The sequence below is a fragment of the Pseudomonas sp. S32 genome (genome assembly GCF_016648095.1).
Taxonomy (GTDB): domain Bacteria; phylum Pseudomonadota; class Gammaproteobacteria; order Pseudomonadales; family Pseudomonadaceae; genus Aquipseudomonas; species Aquipseudomonas parafulva.
In genome coordinates this window covers 40,650-59,766 of sequence record NZ_JACVVF010000009.1, presented here as the reverse complement: position 1 = coordinate 59,766, position 19,117 = coordinate 40,650, and the positions used below count along the sequence as shown (strand labels likewise).

The 19,117-nt window shown below is 66.3% G+C and carries 21 protein-coding genes; 1 reads left to right on the top strand and 20 read right to left on the bottom strand.

What is annotated here, in order from left to right:
• Positions 1-20: 20 nt before the first annotated feature.
• The 20 genes from IAE38_RS07205 to IAE38_RS07110 are packed head-to-tail and all read right to left on the bottom strand — an operon-like array spanning position 21 to position 18,034.
• Complete coding sequence (locus IAE38_RS07205; RefSeq protein ID WP_060480797.1) at positions 21-1,247, bottom strand: beta-ketoacyl-ACP synthase; 1,227 nt, start codon at positions 1,245-1,247, stop codon at positions 21-23.
• A complete protein-coding gene (gene fabG, locus IAE38_RS07200) occupies positions 1,247-1,975 on the bottom strand; it encodes a 3-oxoacyl-ACP reductase FabG (protein ID WP_028632017.1) in 729 nt (242 codons plus the stop codon). The genes IAE38_RS07205 and fabG overlap by 1 nt, the downstream gene beginning before the upstream one ends.
• A complete protein-coding gene (locus tag IAE38_RS07195) occupies positions 1,968-2,438 on the bottom strand; it encodes a hotdog family protein (RefSeq protein ID WP_028632016.1) in 471 nt (156 codons plus the stop codon). Before IAE38_RS07195 ends, fabG begins: the two co-directional genes overlap by 8 nt.
• A complete protein-coding gene (locus tag IAE38_RS07190; protein WP_201216790.1) occupies positions 2,435-3,628 on the bottom strand; it encodes a beta-ketoacyl-[acyl-carrier-protein] synthase family protein in 1,194 nt (397 codons plus the stop codon). Before IAE38_RS07190 ends, IAE38_RS07195 begins: the two co-directional genes overlap by 4 nt.
• A complete protein-coding gene (locus tag IAE38_RS07185; protein WP_201216788.1) occupies positions 3,625-4,110 on the bottom strand; it encodes a hypothetical protein in 486 nt (161 codons plus the stop codon). Before IAE38_RS07185 ends, IAE38_RS07190 begins: the two co-directional genes overlap by 4 nt.
• Positions 4,107-4,838 (bottom strand): class I SAM-dependent methyltransferase, encoded by a 732-nt coding sequence (locus tag IAE38_RS07180; protein ID WP_028632013.1) that lies wholly within the window; start codon positions 4,836-4,838, stop codon positions 4,107-4,109. Before IAE38_RS07180 ends, IAE38_RS07185 begins: the two co-directional genes overlap by 4 nt.
• Positions 4,835-6,082 carry an NAD(P)/FAD-dependent oxidoreductase gene (locus IAE38_RS07175; RefSeq protein ID WP_201216785.1) on the bottom strand — a complete coding sequence of 416 codons (1,248 nt, stop codon included), beginning with the start codon at positions 6,080-6,082 and terminating at the stop codon, positions 4,835-4,837. Before IAE38_RS07175 ends, IAE38_RS07180 begins: the two co-directional genes overlap by 4 nt.
• Positions 6,069-7,226: a sodium:proton antiporter gene (locus IAE38_RS07170; protein WP_201216782.1), complete on the bottom strand. Its 1,158-nt coding sequence runs from the start codon at positions 7,224-7,226 to the stop codon at positions 6,069-6,071. Before IAE38_RS07170 ends, IAE38_RS07175 begins: the two co-directional genes overlap by 14 nt.
• Entirely contained in the window at positions 7,223-9,544 is a 2,322-nt protein-coding gene (locus IAE38_RS07165) for an MMPL family transporter (RefSeq protein ID WP_201216780.1), read from the bottom strand. The genes IAE38_RS07170 and IAE38_RS07165 overlap by 4 nt, the downstream gene beginning before the upstream one ends.
• Entirely contained in the window at positions 9,534-10,196 is a 663-nt protein-coding gene (locus IAE38_RS07160; RefSeq protein ID WP_201211686.1) for an outer membrane lipoprotein carrier protein LolA, read from the bottom strand. The genes IAE38_RS07165 and IAE38_RS07160 overlap by 11 nt, the downstream gene beginning before the upstream one ends.
• Positions 10,193-10,618 (bottom strand): acyl-CoA thioesterase, encoded by a 426-nt coding sequence (locus tag IAE38_RS07155; RefSeq protein WP_060480791.1) that lies wholly within the window; start codon positions 10,616-10,618, stop codon positions 10,193-10,195. The genes IAE38_RS07160 and IAE38_RS07155 overlap by 4 nt, the downstream gene beginning before the upstream one ends.
• Positions 10,611-12,155 carry an HAL/PAL/TAL family ammonia-lyase gene (locus IAE38_RS07150; protein WP_201216777.1) on the bottom strand — a complete coding sequence of 515 codons (1,545 nt, stop codon included), beginning with the start codon at positions 12,153-12,155 and terminating at the stop codon, positions 10,611-10,613. The genes IAE38_RS07155 and IAE38_RS07150 overlap by 8 nt, the downstream gene beginning before the upstream one ends.
• Positions 12,136-13,074 carry an LpxL/LpxP family acyltransferase gene (locus IAE38_RS07145; RefSeq protein ID WP_201163053.1) on the bottom strand — a complete coding sequence of 313 codons (939 nt, stop codon included), beginning with the start codon at positions 13,072-13,074 and terminating at the stop codon, positions 12,136-12,138. Before IAE38_RS07145 ends, IAE38_RS07150 begins: the two co-directional genes overlap by 20 nt.
• A complete protein-coding gene (locus tag IAE38_RS07140; RefSeq protein ID WP_201216774.1) occupies positions 13,071-13,805 on the bottom strand; it encodes a glycosyltransferase family 2 protein in 735 nt (244 codons plus the stop codon). Before IAE38_RS07140 ends, IAE38_RS07145 begins: the two co-directional genes overlap by 4 nt.
• On the bottom strand, positions 13,798-15,477 hold the full coding sequence (locus tag IAE38_RS07135) for an AMP-binding protein (protein WP_201216770.1): 1,680 nt from the start codon (positions 15,475-15,477) through the stop codon (positions 13,798-13,800). The genes IAE38_RS07140 and IAE38_RS07135 overlap by 8 nt, the downstream gene beginning before the upstream one ends.
• Complete coding sequence (locus IAE38_RS07130; protein ID WP_201216768.1) at positions 15,474-16,019, bottom strand: hypothetical protein; 546 nt, start codon at positions 16,017-16,019, stop codon at positions 15,474-15,476. The genes IAE38_RS07135 and IAE38_RS07130 overlap by 4 nt, the downstream gene beginning before the upstream one ends.
• The gene (locus IAE38_RS07125; RefSeq protein WP_028632002.1) at positions 16,016-16,270 is read right to left on the bottom strand and encodes an acyl carrier protein; all 255 of its coding nucleotides are present in this window, start codon (positions 16,268-16,270) and stop codon (positions 16,016-16,018) included. Before IAE38_RS07125 ends, IAE38_RS07130 begins: the two co-directional genes overlap by 4 nt.
• Before the next feature lie 9 nt (positions 16,271-16,279).
• Positions 16,280-16,552 carry a phosphopantetheine-binding protein gene (locus IAE38_RS07120; RefSeq protein ID WP_028632001.1) on the bottom strand — a complete coding sequence of 91 codons (273 nt, stop codon included), beginning with the start codon at positions 16,550-16,552 and terminating at the stop codon, positions 16,280-16,282.
• Positions 16,521-17,339 carry a lysophospholipid acyltransferase family protein gene (locus IAE38_RS07115; protein WP_028632000.1) on the bottom strand — a complete coding sequence of 273 codons (819 nt, stop codon included), beginning with the start codon at positions 17,337-17,339 and terminating at the stop codon, positions 16,521-16,523. The genes IAE38_RS07120 and IAE38_RS07115 overlap by 32 nt, the downstream gene beginning before the upstream one ends.
• The gene (locus tag IAE38_RS07110; RefSeq protein WP_201216766.1) at positions 17,315-18,034 is read right to left on the bottom strand and encodes a beta-ketoacyl synthase chain length factor; all 720 of its coding nucleotides are present in this window, start codon (positions 18,032-18,034) and stop codon (positions 17,315-17,317) included. The genes IAE38_RS07115 and IAE38_RS07110 overlap by 25 nt, the downstream gene beginning before the upstream one ends.
• Before the next feature lie 301 nt (positions 18,035-18,335).
• On the opposite strand from IAE38_RS07110, the gene IAE38_RS07105 reads away from it, so the two are divergent.
• Positions 18,336-19,109: a ParA family protein gene (locus IAE38_RS07105; RefSeq protein ID WP_201163057.1), complete on the top strand. Its 774-nt coding sequence runs from the start codon at positions 18,336-18,338 to the stop codon at positions 19,107-19,109.
• The last annotated feature ends 8 nt before the right edge of the window (positions 19,110-19,117 follow it).

Here is a 19,117-nt window from a genome sequence, read left to right as displayed (position 1 = left end):
CATGCTCTCCAGGTTTGGGGTTACGGCCAGCGGCGGAAGATCAACGACGTGTTGACCCCACCGAAAGCAAAATTGTTGTTCATCACGAACTGGTGGTTCATGGTGCGGAACTCGCCACGCAGGTAGTCCAGTTCGCCACAGCGCGGGTCTACTTCGTCCAGGTTCAAGGTGTGCACGTAGCGGTCACTGTTCATCATCTCGATGCTGAACCACGACTCCAGTGCCCCGCACGCCCCGAGCGTGTGGCCAAGGAAGCTCTTCTGCGAACTGATGGGCATGTGGGTGCCGAACAGGCTGCTGGTCGCCAGGGTCTCAGCGATGTCGCCCTGCTCGGTGGCGGTACCGTGGCCATTCACATAGCCGATTGCTGCGGGTGCCAGGCCGGCATCCTCCAGCGCCAGCTCCATGGCGCGGCGCATGGTCGTCTGCTCCGGGCGGGTGGTGTGCTGGCCATCGGCGTTGCTGCCAAAACCGACGATTTCGGCGTGTATCCTGGCCCCGCGGGCGCGGGCGTGTTCAAGTTCTTCAAGCACCAGCATGCCGCCGCCCTCGCCAATCACCAGGCCATCACGGCGGCAGTCATAGGGGCGTGGGCTAAGGTGCGGGGTGTCGTTCATCAGGCTGGTGGCGTACAGCGCATCGAACACCATCGCCTCAGTGGGGCACAGCTCTTCGGCGCCCCCCGCCAGCATCATCGGCAGGCGCCCGTACTTGATTGCCTCATAGGCGTAGCCGATGCCCTGGCTGCCGCTGGTGCAGGCACTGGAGGTGGGGATCAGGCGCCCGGTGAGGCCGAAGAAGATGCTGATATTGGCGGCGGTGGTGTGCGGCATCATGCGCACGTAGGAATTGGCGTTGAGGCCGTCGGCCACCGAGTTGAGCAGCATGTTGCCGAACGCCTTGATCTCGTCCGTGCTGCCGGTGGACGAGCCGCAGGCCACCCCCATGCGCCCATCGCGAATGCTCGGGTCATCCAGCAGGCCTGCATCGGCCAGTGCCCGCTCGGCCGCGGCCACCGCCAGGCGTGATACCCGGCCCATGCTGCGCAGTTGCTTGCGGGTCCAGTGGGCGGGCACCTTGAAATCATCGACGGGGCCGGCCAGCCGCGTGTTCATTTCTTCGAAGCGGTCCCATTCGTCCATGCGCCGGATGCCACTGCGCTGGCTGGCGAAATGCCCGGCGATGGTCGCCCAGTCGCTGCCCAGCGAGGTGATGCCGGCCATGCCGGTGACGACAACCCGGCGCATCAGCACAACCCCCCATTCACGGCCAGCACCTGGCGGGTGATGTAGGCAGCCTCCGCCGACATCAGGAAGTTGACTGCACCGGCCACTTCTTCAGCGGTGCCCATGCGCCCGGCAGGGATCATCTTCATCAGCTCGTCCACAGGCACGTGCTCGTCGAGCATGGCCGTGTCGATCAGCCCAGGGGCCACGCAATTGACGGTGATGCGGCGTTTGCCCAGCTCGATCGCCAGCGCCTTCGCCGCGCCGATCAGCCCCGCCTTGGAGGCGCTGTAGTTGACCTGGCCACGGTTACCGATCAACCCCGATACCGAGGTGATGCAGACGATGCGCCCGGGTGCCCGACGGCGGATCATTGGCATGGTCAGTGGCTGCAGAACGTTGTAGAAACCGTCCAGGTTGGTGCGCAGCACCTGGTCCCAATCTTCGTCGGTAAGCGCCGGGAAGGCGCCATCGCGGGTCAGCCCGGCGTTGCACACCACGCCGTAATACGCCCCATGCTGCTCCACATCGCTCTCCAGGGCGGCGCGGCAGGCGGCACGGTCGGCAATGTCGAACTGCAGCACCCTTGCCTGTTGGCCCAGGGCCCGCACGTTTTCGGCCACGGCGTCGGCCTCGGCACGGCCACTGCGGCAATGCAGGACCAGGTCGTAACCGGACCGGGCCAGGCGCAGGGCGATGGCGCGGCCAATGCCGCGGCTCGAACCGGTGACCAGAATGGTGTCAGTCATGGGGGGACTCCTCAGGGCCCGCTTCGGCCAGGTAGCTGGCCGCTTGCGGCGGGCGGTACACGTTCAGGCGGGCGCTGGCATGGATGCCGGGGCCGCGCAGGTGGCATTCGAACACGCCCATGCCGTTGTCGTCTTCGAGCGAACGCTGGGCGTGGATGTGCAGTTCGGCGCCGGCGGGGAAGTGCTCGACATCGCATTCGTATTTGCGCGCACCCAGCAGGAAACCCAGTTCGACTGCCTGGCCGTTGCGCCGGGCGCGGCAGCCGGCATAGGCCGCGACGCTCTGGGCCATCAGCTCGATGCCCAGCCACGCCGGCAGGCTGCCGTCGGCGCGGTTGAACAGGCCGCCAGGCTGCACGGTGGTGCGGGTGAAGATCTGCTCCTCATCGCAGCGCTCGATCTGGTCGATCAGGATCATGTCGCCGGCGTGGGGCAGCAGCTCGGCCAGTGGCCAGGGGTTCATGCGGTGTCTCCGAGAATCAGGCTGACATTATTGCCGCCGAAGGCGAACGAGTTGCTCATCAAACGGCGTGGGCCATCAGTACCCAGGCGCTGGCGGCCATCCACCAGGGCCAGGCCCGGCAGCGCCGGGTCGCGCTGCTGGTCCCACACATGCGGTGGCAGCAGGCCCAACGGGTTGTGCTCGCTCAGGCTCAGCCAGCAGAACGCTGCTTCCAGCGCGCCGGCCGCACCCAGCGTGTGGCCGGTCATGGGCTTGCTCGACGAACACGGCACCGTGGCACCGAACAGGGCATGCACGGCCAGGCTTTCCATGGCGTCATTGTGCGCAGTGGCGGTGCCATGCAGGTTCAGGTAGTTGATTTGCGCGGGCGCGAGGCCGGCATTGTCCAGTGCTTTGCCCATGCACTGCAAGGCGCCGGCACCGGTCGGGTCGGGCGCGGATATGTGGTGGGCGTCCGAGCTGGCACCAGCACCTAGCAGTGCCAGGGTGCGGCCTTGCGCGTTGCGCTGGCGCGTCATCAGGAACAGGGCCGCCGCCTCGCCAATGTTGATGCCAGCGCGGTTGGCCGAGAACGGGTTGCAGCGCTGCTCACTGACCGCTTCCAGGGCGCTGAAGCCATTGAGGGTGAGGCTGCACAGGCTGTCGACGCCGCCGCACAGCACGGCGTCGCACACGCCCAGCTGCAGCAGGCGCCGGGCACTGAGCAACGCGCGGGCACTGGAGGTGCAGGCCGTGGAGATGACGTAGGCCGGGCCGCTGAGCTGCAGCCAGTCGGCGAGGAAGTCGGCCGGCGCGCTCAGTGCCTGCTGTGCGTAGTGATAGTCGGCAGGGAACTGCCCGCTGTTCATGAACTGGCCGATGGCGGCACTGCCTTCGGCAATGCCGGACGTACTGGTCCCGAGAATGACGGCAACACGGTGCCCACCATACTGGGCGATCGCCTGGCGGATGGCCGGCTCGATCTGCAGGGCGGCCGCGTACAGCAGCTGGTTGTTGCGGCTGTGCTGCTCGGGCAGCGGTACTGCGGGCAATGCCGCGGCGACCGCACCCACGGGCGGGCAGCGGTCGGGGATCCAGCCTGAAGCGGGCTGCATGCCGGAACAATCGCCGGTGAACAGGCCGGCCGCCACTTCGGCCTGGCCCTGGCCAAGGGCGCAGATCAGGCCTAGGGCATTGAGGTAGGCGGTCATGGTCGGTTCTCGCGAGGCAGGGGGTCGATTACATAACGCAGGCCTTCACCGAGGTTCAAGTCGAAGGCATCCTCGCCCCGATAGGTGACGTGCCAGCGGTCACCCAGCCAACGCTGCCCCGCTTGCTCGCGGGCCTGTGGATAAAGCTGGGCCAGCTGCGCAGGCGGGGTGAGGGCGAACAATACGGCAGCGAACAGCTCCCGGGCTGCCGGGTTGGGCGGCAGCAGCCCATCGGCCTGCCATTGCCGGCCGTCCAGCAGTTGCCGGGCCTGGGGGATGCCCAGCAGGTCGAGCAGCGACCAGCGCAAGCGCTGATGCTCGTCCTGGATCACCAGCAACCAGTCCTGGCGCTGGCCGGCCTGTTCGCGCTGCACATGCAACTGCTGCGGCAGGGTCAGCCCCGGCAGCCGCTCGGGCAGGGGCGGGCGCGCGGCGCAGGCGCTCAGCAGCAGGCACAGCACGCATGCCAGGAAGGCTTTCATGCGGGCTCCAGCGGCTTGCGCGCAACCACGTTGACCAGCGTTTCCTCGCGTTCGCCCACCGGTGGCGGCTTGCGCAGGCCCAGGCGCTCGAGCAGGCCGAAGTCCTTGGCCCGGCTCCACCACAGGTAGGGGTAGGAGACATTGGCAGGGCCAAACTCGAAGCCCTGGCTGCGCAGCATCTGCAGGTAGCCCTCGGCACTCTTCTGCACGTGCATGGGGTGGCGGAAAAACCAGCGGATCACCCAGGTATCGATGTACGCCTCGGTGGACTCGGCGAACAGCAGGTAGCCACCCGGCTTGAGTACTCGGTAAAACTCGGCCAGGGCTTTTTCCTGTTCCACCAGGTGGTGAAAGGTCTGGTGGCAGAACAGCAGGTCGATGCTGGCGTCAGGGTAGGGCAGCTTGGCGCAGTCGCTGCCGCACAGCTCCACATCGATGCCCAGGCGCTGGGCCTCGGCTGCGCTCAGGTCAAGGCTGTGCGGGTCGGCATCGGTGCCCAGCAGGCGAGCGGGCGCAAATACCCGCTGCAGGTGCTTGAACGACCTGCCCTGCCCGCAGCCGGCATCCAGCAGCACTGCGCCCTGGGGCGGTGCACCGTCGAACAGCCGGCGCAGGTCTTCGATGGCCACCCGCAGCACGTGGTGCTGCCAGGTGTGACTGGCGAGAAAACGAAAGCCTATGCGGGTTTCCTCGACATAGGTGTCGCTCAGGAACGGGCGCTCACTCATGCCGGCGCCCTCGCGCACAGTTCGGCCAGGGTGCGCAGCCGGCGCCGGGGTTCGGCCACGAACGGGTTGCGCGTGTCCCAGGCATAGCCAGCCAGGATGGAGCTGATCATGGCGCGGATTTCCGGCGAGCTGCCTGGGTGGTAGATCACATCCTGGAAACTGCCGTCGTACCAGCCTTCGACATAGACACGGAAGGTGTCGACGCCCTGCTGAAGGGGGGCGGCAAACTCGGTCTGCCAGTTCACCGTTTCACCTTGCAGTTGGCGGTGCAGCAGGCCGGCGGCCATGCTCGCCGAGCGCATGGCGATGGTGACCCCGGAGGAGAACACCGGGTCGAGGAATTCGGCGGCGTTGCCGAGCAGGGCATAGCCCTTGCCGTGCAGCGCCTTGACGTTGGCCGAATAGCCCCCGATGGTGCGCGCCGGGGTGTCCCACACTGCATTGGCCAGCACCTTGGACAGGCTCGGCGCCTGTGCCACGAAGTGCTTGAGGCAGGCGTCGAGGTCCTCGGGGGCGTTGGCATAGTGTTCTGCGGCCGCCACCACGCCCAGCGAGGTGCGGCCGTCGCTGAAGGGGATGGTCCAGAACCAGATGTCACGGTGCTCGGGGTGGGTGGTGATGAGGATCTTGTCGCGGTCGAACCCTGGGTGGTCGATACGGTCTTCGATGTGCGTGAACACGGCCCGGCGCACCGGGAAGGCCGACGGTGCCTCGAGGTCCAGCATTCTTGGCAGTACCCGGCCGTAGCCGCTGGCGTCCAGCACGAAGCCGGCCTGCACGGTGTACTCGCTGCCGTCCGGGCGGCGCACGCGCACCTGAGGCTGCTCGCCATTCATGTCGGCGCTGACGATCTCGTGCTCGTAACGTATATCTACGCCCTGGGCTTCGGCCTGGTCGGCCAGCAACTGGTCGAAGCGGGCGCGCTGCACCTGGAAGGTACTGGGTTTACCCTGGGTGAAGGTCTGGCCGAAGTCGAATGCCGTGTATTCGTCGCCCCAGGCGAAGGCGGCGCCATTCTTGTGCTGGAAGCCTGCGGCTTGCAGAGCCTCGAGCATGCCGGCCTCTTCGACGAAATCCAGGCAGTGGGACAGCAGGCTTTCGCCGATTGAAAAACGCGGAAAACGCTGGCGTTCGATGACCAGCACATCGTGCCCCTGGCGCTTGAGCAGGGCCGATGCGATGGCGCCGGAAGGCCCGGCACCGATCACCAGGACTTGGCGTTGTTGTAGGTCAGCGTTTGGCATGCGGGCTCCTTGCCATGGATGGGGCGTTGAGTGGAAGACGGTGCAGGCCGGCCAGCGCCGGCATCAGGGTGGCAACCAGGCTCATCAGCATCAGCGCGAAATACACGGCAGGGCTGATCAGTTGCTGCGACAGCAACAGGTTGAGGAAAACGATTTCGCTGAGGCCGCGAATGTTCAGCAGCAGGCTCTCGCGCCATCTGCTGGCCCCGGGGAATGACGGGGCGGCCCAGCACAGGCCAAGCCAGTTACCCAGCAGCTTGCTGGCGATCGGCAGCGCGACCAGCGCGCACAGTTGCCAGCCGTCCAGGCTGTCGAGGGCGTGGTGTGCATCGATCTGCACCACGCCGTAGGTCAGTATCAACGGCACGGCGAGGCTTTGTTGCACTCGGTGGTTGCAGGTATCGGGCAATGGCAGCGTGGCCGGTATCCTGCGCCAGGCAAGGCAGGCCAGGTAGCCCATGCCGAAGACCAGGGCATTGAGCTTGTAGTGTTCGGCAACGAACAGCAGCACCAGAAACAGCGCCCCATAAGCCTTGGGTGCGCGCAGGCCCAGTGCATGAAGCGGCAGCGGCAGCAAGGCAGCCAGCAACGGCAACGCCAGCGTGCCCGGGTGCAGGCTGCCTTGGCCCAGGCCCAGCAGCAGCCAGCAGGCCACATCGATCAGGATGGCCGCTTGCAGCAACCGCCGGCTGGCGGCAGCGGGGTAATCGATAGCCCGCAGGTACAGGTACAGCACAGGGATTGCGGTAATGGCGAAGACCAGGCCCAGGGCCAGGGCAGCGACGCCGCTCAAACCCATCAGCCCTGTTGCGCAGGCCAGGCCGCAGGCAAACGGCAGCAGAAAGCTGGGTACCGCCAGTTTCACAGCCTGGCGGTCTGGCCGCAGGGCCAGCACATCGGTGAGGATGTGCCCGAGCAGCAGGGCGAAGCTGGCGCCGTACAGGGTCTTGACCCAGGCCGGTGCGATCAGTGCGGTGCCGTCCAGCTGCCAGTGCGGGGTTATCCACAGCCCCATCACCACAGGCAGCACCAGGGTGGCCAGCAGCAGCTGGCTGACGATGGGGATCAGGCCCAGGCGTTTGCCCAGCTGGCTGGCGAGGGCAAATGCTGCCAACGCCAGGCCCCAGAACAGAATGATCGTCATGGTAGCGATGGCGCTCCGTCGCGAGGGGCGGCCCAAGGCGCCAGCAGGAAGCTGAAGACCAGGCCCAGGCTTACCGCTGCGCCGAAGTTGCTCACCGCCGGGGTGCTGGACAGGGCCAGCAGCCCGAACGACAGCCAGGTGGTGAGCGCGGCCAGCAGGGTACCCAGCAGGCTCACGGCCGCCCCGCCTATGCGCTCGTGCATGAGGATGGCGTAGTCGACGCTGATGGCAGTGACCAGCAACAGCCCGAACAGGCTGAACAGCGTCAGGGGTTGGCCCAGCCAGCCCAGGCTCGCCAGGCTGCACAGGGCGGCCAGCAGCGGCAGTGCAACGATGCGCAGCGAACCACGCAGGCCGAAGGGCATCACCAGCAACACCAGGATCAGCACGCAGGACAGCAGCTTGAGTTCCGCTGCGCTCACCTGGGTCGCCGCAAACAGCTGGTTGAGTTCGCCCAGCCGGTCCACCAGTTGCACGCCGTCCAGGTCCTGGGTCTGCAACTGCAGCAACGCTGCATCCGACAACCCCTGAAGGCTGACGATGGCAGCTACGCCCTGAGCATCGGCGCCCAGCCACAAGGGCCGCCATGCTTCGCCCAGGGGGCCTGCCAACACCTGTTCGATGGCCTGCACAGGTAATGCCTGCAACTGCTGGATCTCGGCCTGCAAGGCCGCTTCGGGTACGCCAAGCGCCACCAGCGGCTGCCAGTGCTCGGGCAGCACCTCCAGCGCCTTGCGCGCCTGTTGTTGCTCGGAGGGGCTGGCAACCAGCTGGCTGAGGCTCATGAAGCCCTTGAGCTTGCCCAGTTCCACCAGTTCCGTGAGTTTGGCCCCCAGCGCCTGGGTGCGCGCCAGCAGTTGTTGCTGGTCGGCGGCGCGCACCAGGTAGAACTGGCTGGTAGGTTGGTAGCCAGTGATGCGCGCCACGGCCTGGGCTTGCTGCAACAGTTGCGGCGGCGTACCGACCCACTGGCGGATGTCGTTGCGCGTCTGCAGGTGCCAGAGGCCGCCGGCGCAGAACAGCAGCACCAAGGCCAGCAAGGCACCACTGGGCACCCTGCGCAGCAGCGCTTCACGCCACTGTGTCAGGGCTTGGGTGATGCGCAGCGGCCATAGCGCCGGCCTGAGCTGCGCCGACGCCAGCAACGCGGGCAGCAGGCACACCGCGCTCAGGTAGGCGCCCAGCAGGCCGGCGGCGGAAAACGCGGCGATCTGGGTCAGGGCCGGGAAAGGTGTGAAGGCCAGGGCCAGGTAGCCAATGCAGCTGGTCGCCAGGCTCAGGCTCATGCCCGGCAGGGTCAGGCGCACCGCCGGCCAGCTGTGCCAGGGTTTCAGGCTCCAGCTCTTGGATAGGTAGTGCAGTGGGTAGTCCACCGCCACACCGATCAGGCTGGAGCCGAGCACCAGGGTCATGACGTGCATCTGGCCGAACAGGGCCACGCACACCACCGAGCCGAACAGCATGCCCACCAGCACTGGTACGAACGCCAGGAGTGCCCGCCAGTTACGGAAGGCCAGCCACAGCAGCAGCAGAATACCCAGCGTGGCGCCACCGCCTACCCAGCTGATTTCCCGGCTGGCCTGCTGCTGGCCGGCAGCAGCGTGCAGCAGGCCGCTGGCCGCCAGCAGGTGGGCACCGAGCGGTTCGGCCTGCTGGCGGGCGTTGGCCAGAAGGTCGGCCACCTGCAATGGCAGCTGCATGTCGAATGCGGTGCCCAGGGTACGGGCACGCAGCAGCACCCAATAGTGGTCATCAGCCTGGGCGATCAGTGCGCCGCTGGCGGTATTCAGTTCGACATTGGCGGGCTTGGGCTGGCTGTTCTGGACACGCCCCGTGAGCCCCAGCCAGTCGTCCTGGTTGGGCACCAGGCTGAACCCGGCAAACGGGTCGAACAGGCTTTGCACCCGTTGCGCCACGAACGCATCGGGTTGCGCTTCCAGCTGTTGCCGGTCTGCGGGCGCCAGCATGGCCAGCCGGCCCTGCAACAACTGTGTGCGCACTGCCTGCAGGTCGGTCTGCAGGCTCCACTGGACCTTTTCGAACAAGCCGCTGGCCTGCCACTGCCCGGCCAGCTTCTCGGCCATGGCCAGCGCCTGCTGGCGTTGCGGGTGCCCTACCAGTACCAGCAGTTCGCGGTTCAGCGGCTCCTGCATGCGCTGCTCGGCACGCTGCACCATTGGATCCTGGGTGGCGCCAGGCACCAGCGACATCAGGTCGGCGGACAGCGGCGCGCCCCGGTGCCACTGCCAGCCGGCCACGGCAAGCATGGCCAGCAGCAGGCAGACGAACAGGCGCGGCAGCAGGCGTTCAGTTGGCAAAGTCGCTGCGCTCCGCGTCGCTCAGGTCAGCAGCGCCGCTGCTTTCGGGCATGCGCAGCACCGTGCTGTCGCCCTGGGTTTCGCTTAATTCGATGCGTTGTACATAACGCCCACCGGTGATGTCGATCCGCTTGAACACCTGCTTGAGCAGCAGCGAACGGGGGGTGAGCTGCAACTGCCAGTGGGCGGCGTCCCCGGTGAGGGCCAGCTCGAAGTCACGTTGCAGGCCGGTGCTGTCGCCTTGCAGCACGGCGAAGAACAGGCGGTTCTGCTCGGCACCGGCGCTACGGTTGGGCAGGGCCTGCCAGCCGCTCGGGTCGCGCCGGGCGATGCCATGGGCATCGATGCGGTAGTCCTGGCGCAGCGGGGTTTGCAGCAGCCACAGCAGCCCGTGGTCGCGGGCCAGCACGAACTGCCCCTGGCTCAGCAGTGGCTGGGGCAGGGCACGCAGGTGCTTTTCCTGCACGAACGGGCCTTTGACCACGGCGGGGGCGCTGAGCTGCTTTTGCAGGTCGTCGAGGGTGAAGGCGAAGGTGAGGGGGCTGATAAGCCACAGCAGCAAGGCCAGGACGAGCGGGCCTGCTTTGCAGGCTATCGCCGGCAAGCCGACGCCTGCAGTACGCCGGAGGGCGCGGTTACCGATGGGGTTCATGCAAGCACCTGCTGGACGGCATCGAGCATCACCTGTGGCGAGGCCAACTGCATTTCGCCACTGGCGATGTGCACGGCGACCTGCACGGTGCTGGCCCGGGTCATGCGCTCACCGGTTTCGGCATCGCTGATCAGGTAATGGATTTTCAGGCGGTTTTCCCACTCCACCAGGCTGGCCCGCACGTTCAGGCGCTGGCCGAAGGTGGCGCCGCGCATGTAGCGCAACTGCAGGTCGATCACCGGCCATGCGTAGCCGCTGGCCTGCATCTGCACGTAGTTGTGCGAGAGGCGGTCGAGCAGGGCGCAGCGGGCCACCTCCAGGTACTTCACGTAATGGCCATGCCACACCACGTGCATGCTGTCGACGTCGAAGAATGGCACGACCACCTCGCTGTCGACGTGGAATACCCCGGCGCTACGCATGCAGCCTCCAGTGGCGCTGGCCGATCCGTTGCAGGCAGTGGCGCAGGTCTTGCTCCAGGGCCCGGTCTTCGATCACCGGGGCAAACTCACCCAGCAGCGCTTCGTGCATGTGCGCCAGCGCAGGCGGCAATGGGCGTGCATCGGCATGGCGGCTGCGCAGCCACACACCCTGGTTGGCGGCCAGTAGCGCAGCGGCAGCTACCTGTTCGGTCAGTTCCAGCACGCGCAGGGCATCGCGGGCAGCGATGGTGCCCATGCTCACCTTGTCCTGGTTGTGGCACTCGGTGGAGCGCGAGAACACGCTGGCGGGCATGGTCTGCTTGAGGGCTTCGGCGGTCCAGGCGCTGGTGCCAATCTGCACGGCCTTGAAGCCGTGGTTGATCATCGCCCGGTCGGCCGGCGCGCCGGACAGGTTGCTCGGCAGGCCATGGTTGTAGCGCACGTCCACCAGCAGTGCGAGCTGGCGGTCGAGCAGGTCGGCGACGTTGGCCACCAAGGTTTTCAGGCTGTCCATGGCAAAGGCGATATGCCCGCCGTAGAAATGCCCGCCGTGCAGCACACGTTCAGCGTCACCGTCGATGATCGGGTTGTCGTTGGCACTGTTCAGTTCGGTTTCGATGAAACCGCGCAGCCAGCCCAGGCTGTCGGCCAGCACCCCCAGCACGTGCGGCGCGCAGCGCAGCGAGTAGCGGTCCTGCAGGCGGTGCAGGGTCGGCAGCGGGGCGTCGATGGCAAGGTCCTGGCGCAGCCAGGCGGCGACTTGCGCCTGGCCGGGGTGCGGCTTGGCGGCGAACAGCCGTTCATCGAAGTGTTCCGGGTTACCCTGCAGTGCGATCACGTTCAGGGCGGTGATGCGGGTGGCCAACTGCAGCAGGTAGTCGGCGCGGCTGTAGGCCAGGCACGCCAACCCGGTCATCACCGCAGTGCCGTTCATCAGCGCCAGGGCTTCCTTGGGCCGGAGCACCAGCGGTTGCCAGCCCAGTTCGCGGTGCACGTCGGCGCTGCTGCGGCGCACGCCCTGGTACATCACATCGCGCTCGCCCGACAGCGTCGCGGCCACATAAGACAGCGGCGTAAGGTCACCGCTGGCGCCCACCGAGCCTTCTTCGGGGATCAGCGGCAGGATGTCGTGGGCCAGGAAGTCGCGCAGGCGCTCCAGCAGCTCAAGGCGCACGCCGGAAACACCATGGCTGAGCGAGCGCAGGCGGGCGGCCAGCACCGCGCGGGTGGCAGGGGCGTCCAGCAGCTTGCCGAGGCCGCAGCCGTGGAAGGTGTACAGGTGCTGTGGCAGCGCCTCCACATGTTCCAGTGGTACAGCCACCACGCAGGAATCACCGTAGCCGGTGGTGACGCCGTAGATCACCCCTTCCTTGTCGAGCAGGGTGTCGAGAAACCTTGCACCCCGGGCGATACGCGCCCGGTAGGTGGCGTCGTCCTGCAGGTGTACCTGGGCACGGCGCTCTGCCAGGGCCACCACCTGTTCGATTGCCAGCGGCGCTTCGCCGAACGTGACAGCTTCATGCGGATGCATCGTCATCGGTCTTCCAGAAAGGGTAGAAATTGAACCACTGCAGGGGCGCCCGGGTGCAGTAGTGGCCCAGGCGGTCGGCGTAGCGTGCGGCCCACTCGGCGATTACCTGATCGCGCTGGCCGCGTCGCCATTGCAGGCGCTCGGCAAAGGGTTCGAGGGTGACGTGGTAGCGCCCCTGGTGCTTGAGGCAGAACAGCAGGTTGAGCGGGCATTCGAGCATGCCCGCCAGCAGCCACGGGCCTTGCGGAAAGGCTGCCCGGTGGCCGAGGAAATCCACTTCTACCGTGCGCCCGCCGTGCAGGGGCACACGGTCACCGGCAATCGCCAGCCATTCGCCACGCTCCAGCCGTTCGGACAATTGCAGCATGACAGCTGGGTCCAGTTCGCTGACCTGGATCAGCCTCAGGTTGGTAGCCCCCGCTTCACCCAACAGGCGGTTGAAGCGCTCGGCATGGCGGGTGTGCACCAGTACGTTCATGGTGACCTGCTCGCCGATTTCGGCCAGGGCGCGGCACACCTCAAGGTTGCCCAGGTGCGCCCCTACCAGCATTTGCCCACGGCTGCCGCGCAGTTGCCGGCGCAGTTGGGCCGGGTCGTGGATCTCGATGTCTTCGATACGCAGCTTGCCGTTCCACACGTCCAGCTTGTCCAGCAGGGCCTCGGCGAAGGCCATGAACTGGCGGAACACCTGCCATTGGCTGGGGGCGGTGGTCTGCCCGCCGCTCCATTGGCGCAGCCGCTGCTGGTACTGCCAGGCGCTGCGCCGGGCGCGGCGGCCAAACAGGAAGAAGTAGGCGACGATGAGGTGGATCAACGGGCTGAGCATGCGCCGGCCCAGCAGGCGCACCAGGGTGGCGGTGAGTTTCATCAGCCAGAAGCTGCCGCGCTCCTGATGCTCGGCCCAATGCTGCGACGGTTCGCTCATGCCCGCCACCTGCGCCAGAGTATTGCCGGTGCCCGCAGCAGCATGCCGAAGAACAGCTTGGTGTGCATTTTCGAGATCAGCGCGTTGTCATGGAACAGCCTGAAATGTGACAGGCCGTCCTGGGGGTAGTGCACCCGGGTGGGCAGCCAGCGCATCGGCTGGTTGCGCCAGGCCAGGCGCACCAGGATTTCAGGGTCGAAGTCCATGCGCTTGCCCAGTTTGACGCTGTCGATCATCGCCAGGGTGGCAGGCAGCGGATACACGCGAAAACCGCACATGGAGTCGGGGATCTGCAGCGACAAGCTGTTGATCCACACCCACACGTGGGTGAGGTAGCGGGCATACAGCCTGCCCTTGGGCACACTGGCATCGTACTGGGGGTAACCGCACACCAGTGCCTGTGGGTGGTTGCGCGACTGGTCGAGGAACAGCCCCACATCGAGCAGGTTATGCTGGCCATCGGCGTCCACCTGCAGCGCATGGCTGAAGCCAAGGCGTGCAGCTTCTCGCAGGCCAGCCATTACCGCGCCACCCTTGCCCTGGTTCACGGCCAGGGTGACCAGATACACATCACGCTGGCTGGCCAGGTGTGCGAGCACTTGCGCGCAGGCGGGATGGCTGGCGTCATCGACCAGCACGCAGGGCAGGCCCGCTTGCTGCAGTTCGGCTACCACAGCCGGCAGTGCCTGCTCGTGGTTGTACACGGGGATGACCGCGCAGGGCTTATGCACAGGTGTTCTCCAGCAGGATACGGCCGCTGGAGCAGGGCTGCCCCGCGCAGGTGAAGGCGAAGTACAGTTTGCTGCGTGCTCGGTCCAGGCGAAGGCTCAGTGCCAGCTCGTCGCCGGGGCGCACCAGTTGCTGGAACTTCAGCACTTCCATGCCGGCGAAGTGCAGCCCGGCCTGCAGGTGTTGGGTTGCCAGGGCGATGGCCCAGTCGATCTGCACCACGCCCGGCAGCACTGGCGTACGCGGGAAATGCCCGGAGAAACACGCCAGGTCCAGCGGCACGGCGAGGTTGAACTGCAGTTCGTCGCCCGCGCCCTGCTGTGCCAGCACCTGTGGCGCCATGCTGCGTGGCGCCACCAGCAGCGTGTGCAGGGCCGCCTGGGGCAGCTTGCCTTGGCTGTTGAGTGGCAGTTGCTGCATCAGCCGCCAGCGGCGCGGCAACGCCAGCGCCTCGCAGTGGCCCGCCAGGTGTTTACGCAGCGTATCCAGCAGTACCCGGCGGCCCTGGTTGCGCAGCGCGTGCAGGCCCGCTGCGGTGGGTACCAGCAACGCGGCCAGGTACGCCCGGCCTTGTTCGATCATGCCCAGGCGCGCTTCAGCCACCCAGGGGTGGGTGCACAGGGCCTGTTCCAGCATGGGCAGGGAGATGCGTTTCTCTTCCAGCTTGACGATGCGGTCCAGGCGGCCCAGCAGGCGGAAACGCCCGTCTGGCGAGAACTGCGCAGCATCCGCGCTGTGTTCCACATGCCCGGCAGGCAGGTAAGGCGAGGCGATACGCAGCGCGCCATCGGCGCCGTGGCTCAATTGCACGCCCGCAAAGGGCTGCCACAGGGCTTGCCCCTGGCGCCAGGCGATACCGCCGGTTTCCGAACTGCCGAGAATTTCTGCAGGCCACTGGCCAAGGCGTTGTTCCAGGCGCTGCGCGGCATCGGCTGGCAGCTCGCCACCGGACGAAAATACCTTGCGCACCGGTTGCAGGGCAGGCCAGTCCAGGTTCTCGCCCATGCGCTTGAGCAGGGCAGGGCTGGCCACCCAGGCGAACGCAGGGTGCTCACGGCTGGCCCGTTGCAGGTCTTCGGGGAAGGGCAGCTGGCGCCGCTCGAAGCCGCGCCCGGCGCACAGGGGCCACAGCACACGGAACAGCAGGCCGTAGATGTGCTGGGTGGCGACACTGCCGATGATCCAGGCCCGGCCCAGGTCGGCTCCCCAGAGTTGCTCGAGTGCCTCTACCTCGTTGGCCAGCTGGCGCAGCTGCTTGTCGATGCGCTTGGGTTCGCCACTGGACCCGGACGTGCACAGGCTGATGCGGCACAGGTCCAGGTCCAGCGCGGCGGGGGGCATGGCTTGGCCCATCAATGCCTCGAACGGCGTATCACCGGGCTGGTCGCTGAGCCACAGGTCGACATGGCTGTGCCAGCGCTCACGGGTGGCGGGCTGCAGGTCGGCGGGCAGCAGCACCTCGACGCCCGCCCGCCAGGCACCCAGCAGGGCGGCGGCCAGTTGGGCCGCGTCCTCCAGGTGAATGGCCAGGCGCCGGGCACCGCGCTGGTGCAGGCCCCCCGCCAGCCGCAGGGCCTGTTGGCACAGGCCGGCATGGTCCAGGGCGGGGGCCTGGGTCACCGGCCGCGACGCGTCCAGCGCCAGCAGCAGGTGTTCGAGGTTGATCCAGTTCATGAGCGTCCTCGCACACGTTGTCTTATCAGCCATTCCAGGGCGAACAGCACGCCCATGGCGGCGTAGGCGATGATGCCGTTGTACAGCGTCCACCACGTCAGGGGTGCCCACAGGGTGAGGCTGGCGGCGATCAGGCCGTTAAGCAGAAAAAACAGGCACCAGGCCTGGGTGACGTGCCGCGTGTAGCGCACCGCTCGTGGCGGCAGCTGTGGGTCGCGCAGCCGTGCCAGGCGCTCGGCCACCGGCATGCCGTGCAGCAGGCTGGCACCGAACAGCGCCAGCATGAAGGCACTGATCAACACCGGGTACCAGCGCAGCAGTGCCTGGCTGTCGGACAGCCCCAGTACGCAGCAGAATGCCAGGGCGGCCACGGCCATCCACAGGCTTCCGGGGCGGCGCGGCGCGCTGAGCACACGGGCCAGCCACAGGCTGCCAAGCAGCAGGCCGAACTGCCAGGGGGCGAAATGGGCCATGCCGAAGTGCACCGCAAACGGGTACAGCAGGCCGGCCACCAGCAGGCCCAGGCCAATCAGCTGTTTCATGCCGCCGGGTTTACCAGGCGGAACACAGCCTCGACCACGTCGTTGACGGTGCGCACCGACTTGAATTCGTCAGCGGCGATTTTTTTGCCTGTCTGGCGCTTGATGTGATCGATCAGGTCGACGGCGTCGATGCTGTCGATTTCCAGGTCCTGGTACAGGTTGGCGTCGAGGCTGATGCGGGCCGGGTCCAGCTCGAACAACTCGACCAGGGCGTCGCGCAGGATGTTGAAGATGTCTTCACGGGTTTGCATGGTGCGGTCTCAGGCGGCCTGACGGGCAGTGACGAATGCCGCCAGGGTGGCGACGTTGCTGAAATGGTTGCGGGTGTCCTTGGCATCGGCATCGATCTTGATGCCGTAGCGCTTCTGGATCGCCAGGCCAAGCTCCAGCGCATCTACCGAATCCAGGCCCAGGCCTTCGCCGAACAGGGTCTGTTCGTCGTCGATGTCCTGGACGCTGATGTCCTCGAGGCCCAGGGCGTCGATGATCAGCTGTTTGAGGTCACGGTTGAGGTCTTGCTGTGGCGCGCTCATCGGCGGCGAGCTCCTTGAGGAAGTAGTCATGCAGGTAATCGTTCAGCAGGCGAGAGGCCTTGGGCGCCGGGCCCAGGGCGCTGAACACTTGGGGGTCGATATCGGCCCCTACCTTGAAGGTAAGGTGCACGCGGCGGCTGGGGATGCGGTACCAGGGTTCGTTCTTGGTCAGCGTGGTGGGGCTGACCCTGATGGTGACGGGGGTGACCATTTTCGCGCCACGCAGGGCGATGGCGGCGGCCCCGCGATGGAAGGCCGGCGCCTGGCCTGGCGGGGTACGCGTGCCTTCGGGGAAGATCACCAGCGTTTGGCCCTGCTGCAGCGAGTCGACGGCGGCGTCGAGCATGTCCATGCTGCCGTTGTTGCCGATGTACTGGGCTTCGCTGACCGGCCCGCGGGTGAACGGGTTGTCGAACAGGCTTTGCTTGACCACGCAGTTGGCCTGGCGCACCAGGCCAATCAGGAACACCACATCGATCAGCGACGGGTGGTTGGCGATAATCATCTGCCCGGGCCGGCCCAGGCGCTCTGCCCCGTCGATCTGGTAGGTGAGTACACCGGCGGCGCGCATGAAGCGCACGAAGCGCCAGAACAGCCAGCTGATGGTGCGCCGCGCACGCAGGCGATGGCGGCCGCTGCCCCCAGGCAGGCACGCCAGCAACGGGAACACCAGCAGGCGCAGGGCCAGGCAGCCCAGGCCAAATACAAAGAAGCTCGCGGCGGTTGCCAGCAGGCGCCAATGGTAGGCGTCGCGGGGCCTGCTCACAGCTGACGGTGCCAGTTCCATGTACGACGCATCCATGTGTGGTTGAAAGAATCGCAGCCCGTCAACATGGCCTTGAGCCAACTGAGGCCATGGGGCAATGCCCCGTGCCGTGACGGGTCAGCGGAGGTTGCGGGTGCCAGTTGCCACTGCTTGCCCGGGGTAAGCAACAGGCCCAGCGCATAGGCGAAGGGCACGTCGTCTATCCACGGCCCATACACCTGCGGTGGTTGCTCCTCGGTGACGATCAGCAACACGGCTGGCGCACCTTCGGCCAGTAGCGCGGCCGCTTCCAGGATGCCTTGCTCAAAGCCGTCGCCGGCGGCGGCCAGCGCGGTCATTTCGCACGTGGACCCGCGCAGGATCGACCACAGGCCGATTACCGCGTTGTGTACCGACAGGCTGAACTGGGTAGGGGACAGCGGCTGATTCGCCGCCAGCTCGCTGAGGATCGAGAACGTACGCGGTGTTTCACCATGCCGTGAAACGAACACCAGTGGCAGTTGCGGCTGCCCCTCGGCCAGGGGCCAGCCCACGGCGAACGCCATCCGCGCCATGTGGCTGAGCCGCCGCCGCTGCATGGCGGGCAGGAAGGCCACGTCGGGTGCCGCGGCATCGCCAGCGGATGGCTGCTGCCCACAGGCCCAGGCCTGCCAATCAGCAGGCGCCGAGAGGCCCGGAGCCCATGCACGCCATTGGGTGATATCAAAGGTGATCACAGTGGTTTCTCTTTCCCGCCCCGAGGGACTTCCATGCCGAGGGAATGACTCGGCGCATGCCTGCAAGGGTGGTGCGTTCGTCGAGTGGCGCGCATTATCCCGGTGCCGCGTACATGTAGCAATGGATTCGGATCCAAACAGACAACGCCTTCAATTGCGTGTGGCAACGTCTGATCGAATAGTTGCCTGTTTCCGACAGCCGGTGCTGCGTGCTGGCAGGCTGCTATTGCCTGCGACGGTGCTGGTTATTGTCACGTGGCCCGCACATACTCGGGCACTCGTCTACACACGGAGATCAGCCATGCGGCGCGTGGTATTCAATCAGAAAGGTGGCGTGGGCAAATCGAGCATCGCCTGCAACCTGGCGGCGGTGAGTGCCCATGAAGGTTACCGTACCCTGCTGATAGACCTGGATGCCCAGGCCAATTCCACCCAGTACCTCACCGGCCTGACCGGCGACGACATCCCCATGGGCATTGCCGACTTCTTCAAGCAGAGTTTGTCCAGCGGGCCGTTCGCCAAGAAGAACAAGGTGGACATCTACGAAACCCCGTTCGACAACCTGCATGTGGTCACTGCCACGGCGGAGCTTGCCGACTTGCAGCCCAAGCTCGAGGCCAAGCACAAGATCAACAAGCTGCGTAAGCTGCTCGAGGCGCTGGACGAGGACTACGACCGAATCTACATCGATACGCCGCCTGCACTGAATTTCTATGCGGTTTCAGCATTGATCGCTGCCGATCGGGTACTTATTCCTTTCGACTGCGACAGCTTCTCGCGCCAGGCCCTTTACGGCCTTTTGGCGGAAATCGAGGAGTTGAAAGATGACCACAACGAAGACCTGCAGGTCGAAGGCATTGTGGTCAACCAGTTCCAGGCCCGCGCCAGCCTGCCCCAGCAGATGCTCGACGAGCTACTGGCCGAAGGCTTGCCCGTGTTGCCGGTCTACCTGGGCAGCTCGGTGAAAATGCGCGAATCGCACCACGCCAGCCTGCCGTTGATCCACCTCGAACCCCGGCACAAGCTGACACAGCAATTTGTGGAGTTGCACGATTTGCTGGAGCGGGGGGAGTAGCTGGCTTG

Bases quoted from the DNA above. Each gene is read 5' to 3' on its own strand.
- IAE38_RS07195 (WP_028632016.1), bottom strand. From the start codon at position 2,438: ATGAACCCCTGGCCACTGGCCGAGCTGCTGCCCCACGCCGGCGACATG.
- IAE38_RS07130 (WP_201216768.1), bottom strand. From the start codon at position 16,019: ATGAAACAGCTGATTGGCCTGGGCCTGCTGGTGGCCGGCCTGCTGTAC.
- IAE38_RS07180 (WP_028632013.1), bottom strand. From the start codon at position 4,838: ATGAGTGAGCGCCCGTTCCTGAGCGACACCTATGTCGAGGAAACCCGC.
- IAE38_RS07145 (WP_201163053.1), bottom strand. From the start codon at position 13,074: ATGAGCGAACCGTCGCAGCATTGGGCCGAGCATCAGGAGCGCGGCAGC.
- IAE38_RS07155 (WP_060480791.1), bottom strand. From the start codon at position 10,618: ATGCGTAGCGCCGGGGTATTCCACGTCGACAGCGAGGTGGTCGTGCCA.
- fabG (WP_028632017.1), bottom strand. From the start codon at position 1,975: ATGACTGACACCATTCTGGTCACCGGTTCGAGCCGCGGCATTGGCCGC.
- IAE38_RS07190 (WP_201216790.1), bottom strand. From the start codon at position 3,628: ATGACCGCCTACCTCAATGCCCTAGGCCTGATCTGCGCCCTTGGCCAG.
- IAE38_RS07125 (WP_028632002.1), bottom strand. From the start codon at position 16,270: ATGCAAACCCGTGAAGACATCTTCAACATCCTGCGCGACGCCCTGGTC.
- IAE38_RS07170 (WP_201216782.1), bottom strand. From the start codon at position 7,226: ATGACGATCATTCTGTTCTGGGGCCTGGCGTTGGCAGCATTTGCCCTC.
- IAE38_RS07105 (WP_201163057.1), top strand. From the start codon at position 18,336: ATGCGGCGCGTGGTATTCAATCAGAAAGGTGGCGTGGGCAAATCGAGC.
- IAE38_RS07160 (WP_201211686.1), bottom strand. From the start codon at position 10,196: ATGAACCCCATCGGTAACCGCGCCCTCCGGCGTACTGCAGGCGTCGGC.
- IAE38_RS07185 (WP_201216788.1), bottom strand. From the start codon at position 4,110: ATGAAAGCCTTCCTGGCATGCGTGCTGTGCCTGCTGCTGAGCGCCTGC.
- IAE38_RS07175 (WP_201216785.1), bottom strand. From the start codon at position 6,082: ATGCCAAACGCTGACCTACAACAACGCCAAGTCCTGGTGATCGGTGCC.
- IAE38_RS07135 (WP_201216770.1), bottom strand. From the start codon at position 15,477: ATGAACTGGATCAACCTCGAACACCTGCTGCTGGCGCTGGACGCGTCG.
- IAE38_RS07150 (WP_201216777.1), bottom strand. From the start codon at position 12,155: ATGACGATGCATCCGCATGAAGCTGTCACGTTCGGCGAAGCGCCGCTG.
- IAE38_RS07115 (WP_028632000.1), bottom strand. From the start codon at position 17,339: ATGGAACTGGCACCGTCAGCTGTGAGCAGGCCCCGCGACGCCTACCAT.
- IAE38_RS07205 (WP_060480797.1), bottom strand. From the start codon at position 1,247: ATGCGCCGGGTTGTCGTCACCGGCATGGCCGGCATCACCTCGCTGGGC.
- IAE38_RS07120 (WP_028632001.1), bottom strand. From the start codon at position 16,552: ATGAGCGCGCCACAGCAAGACCTCAACCGTGACCTCAAACAGCTGATC.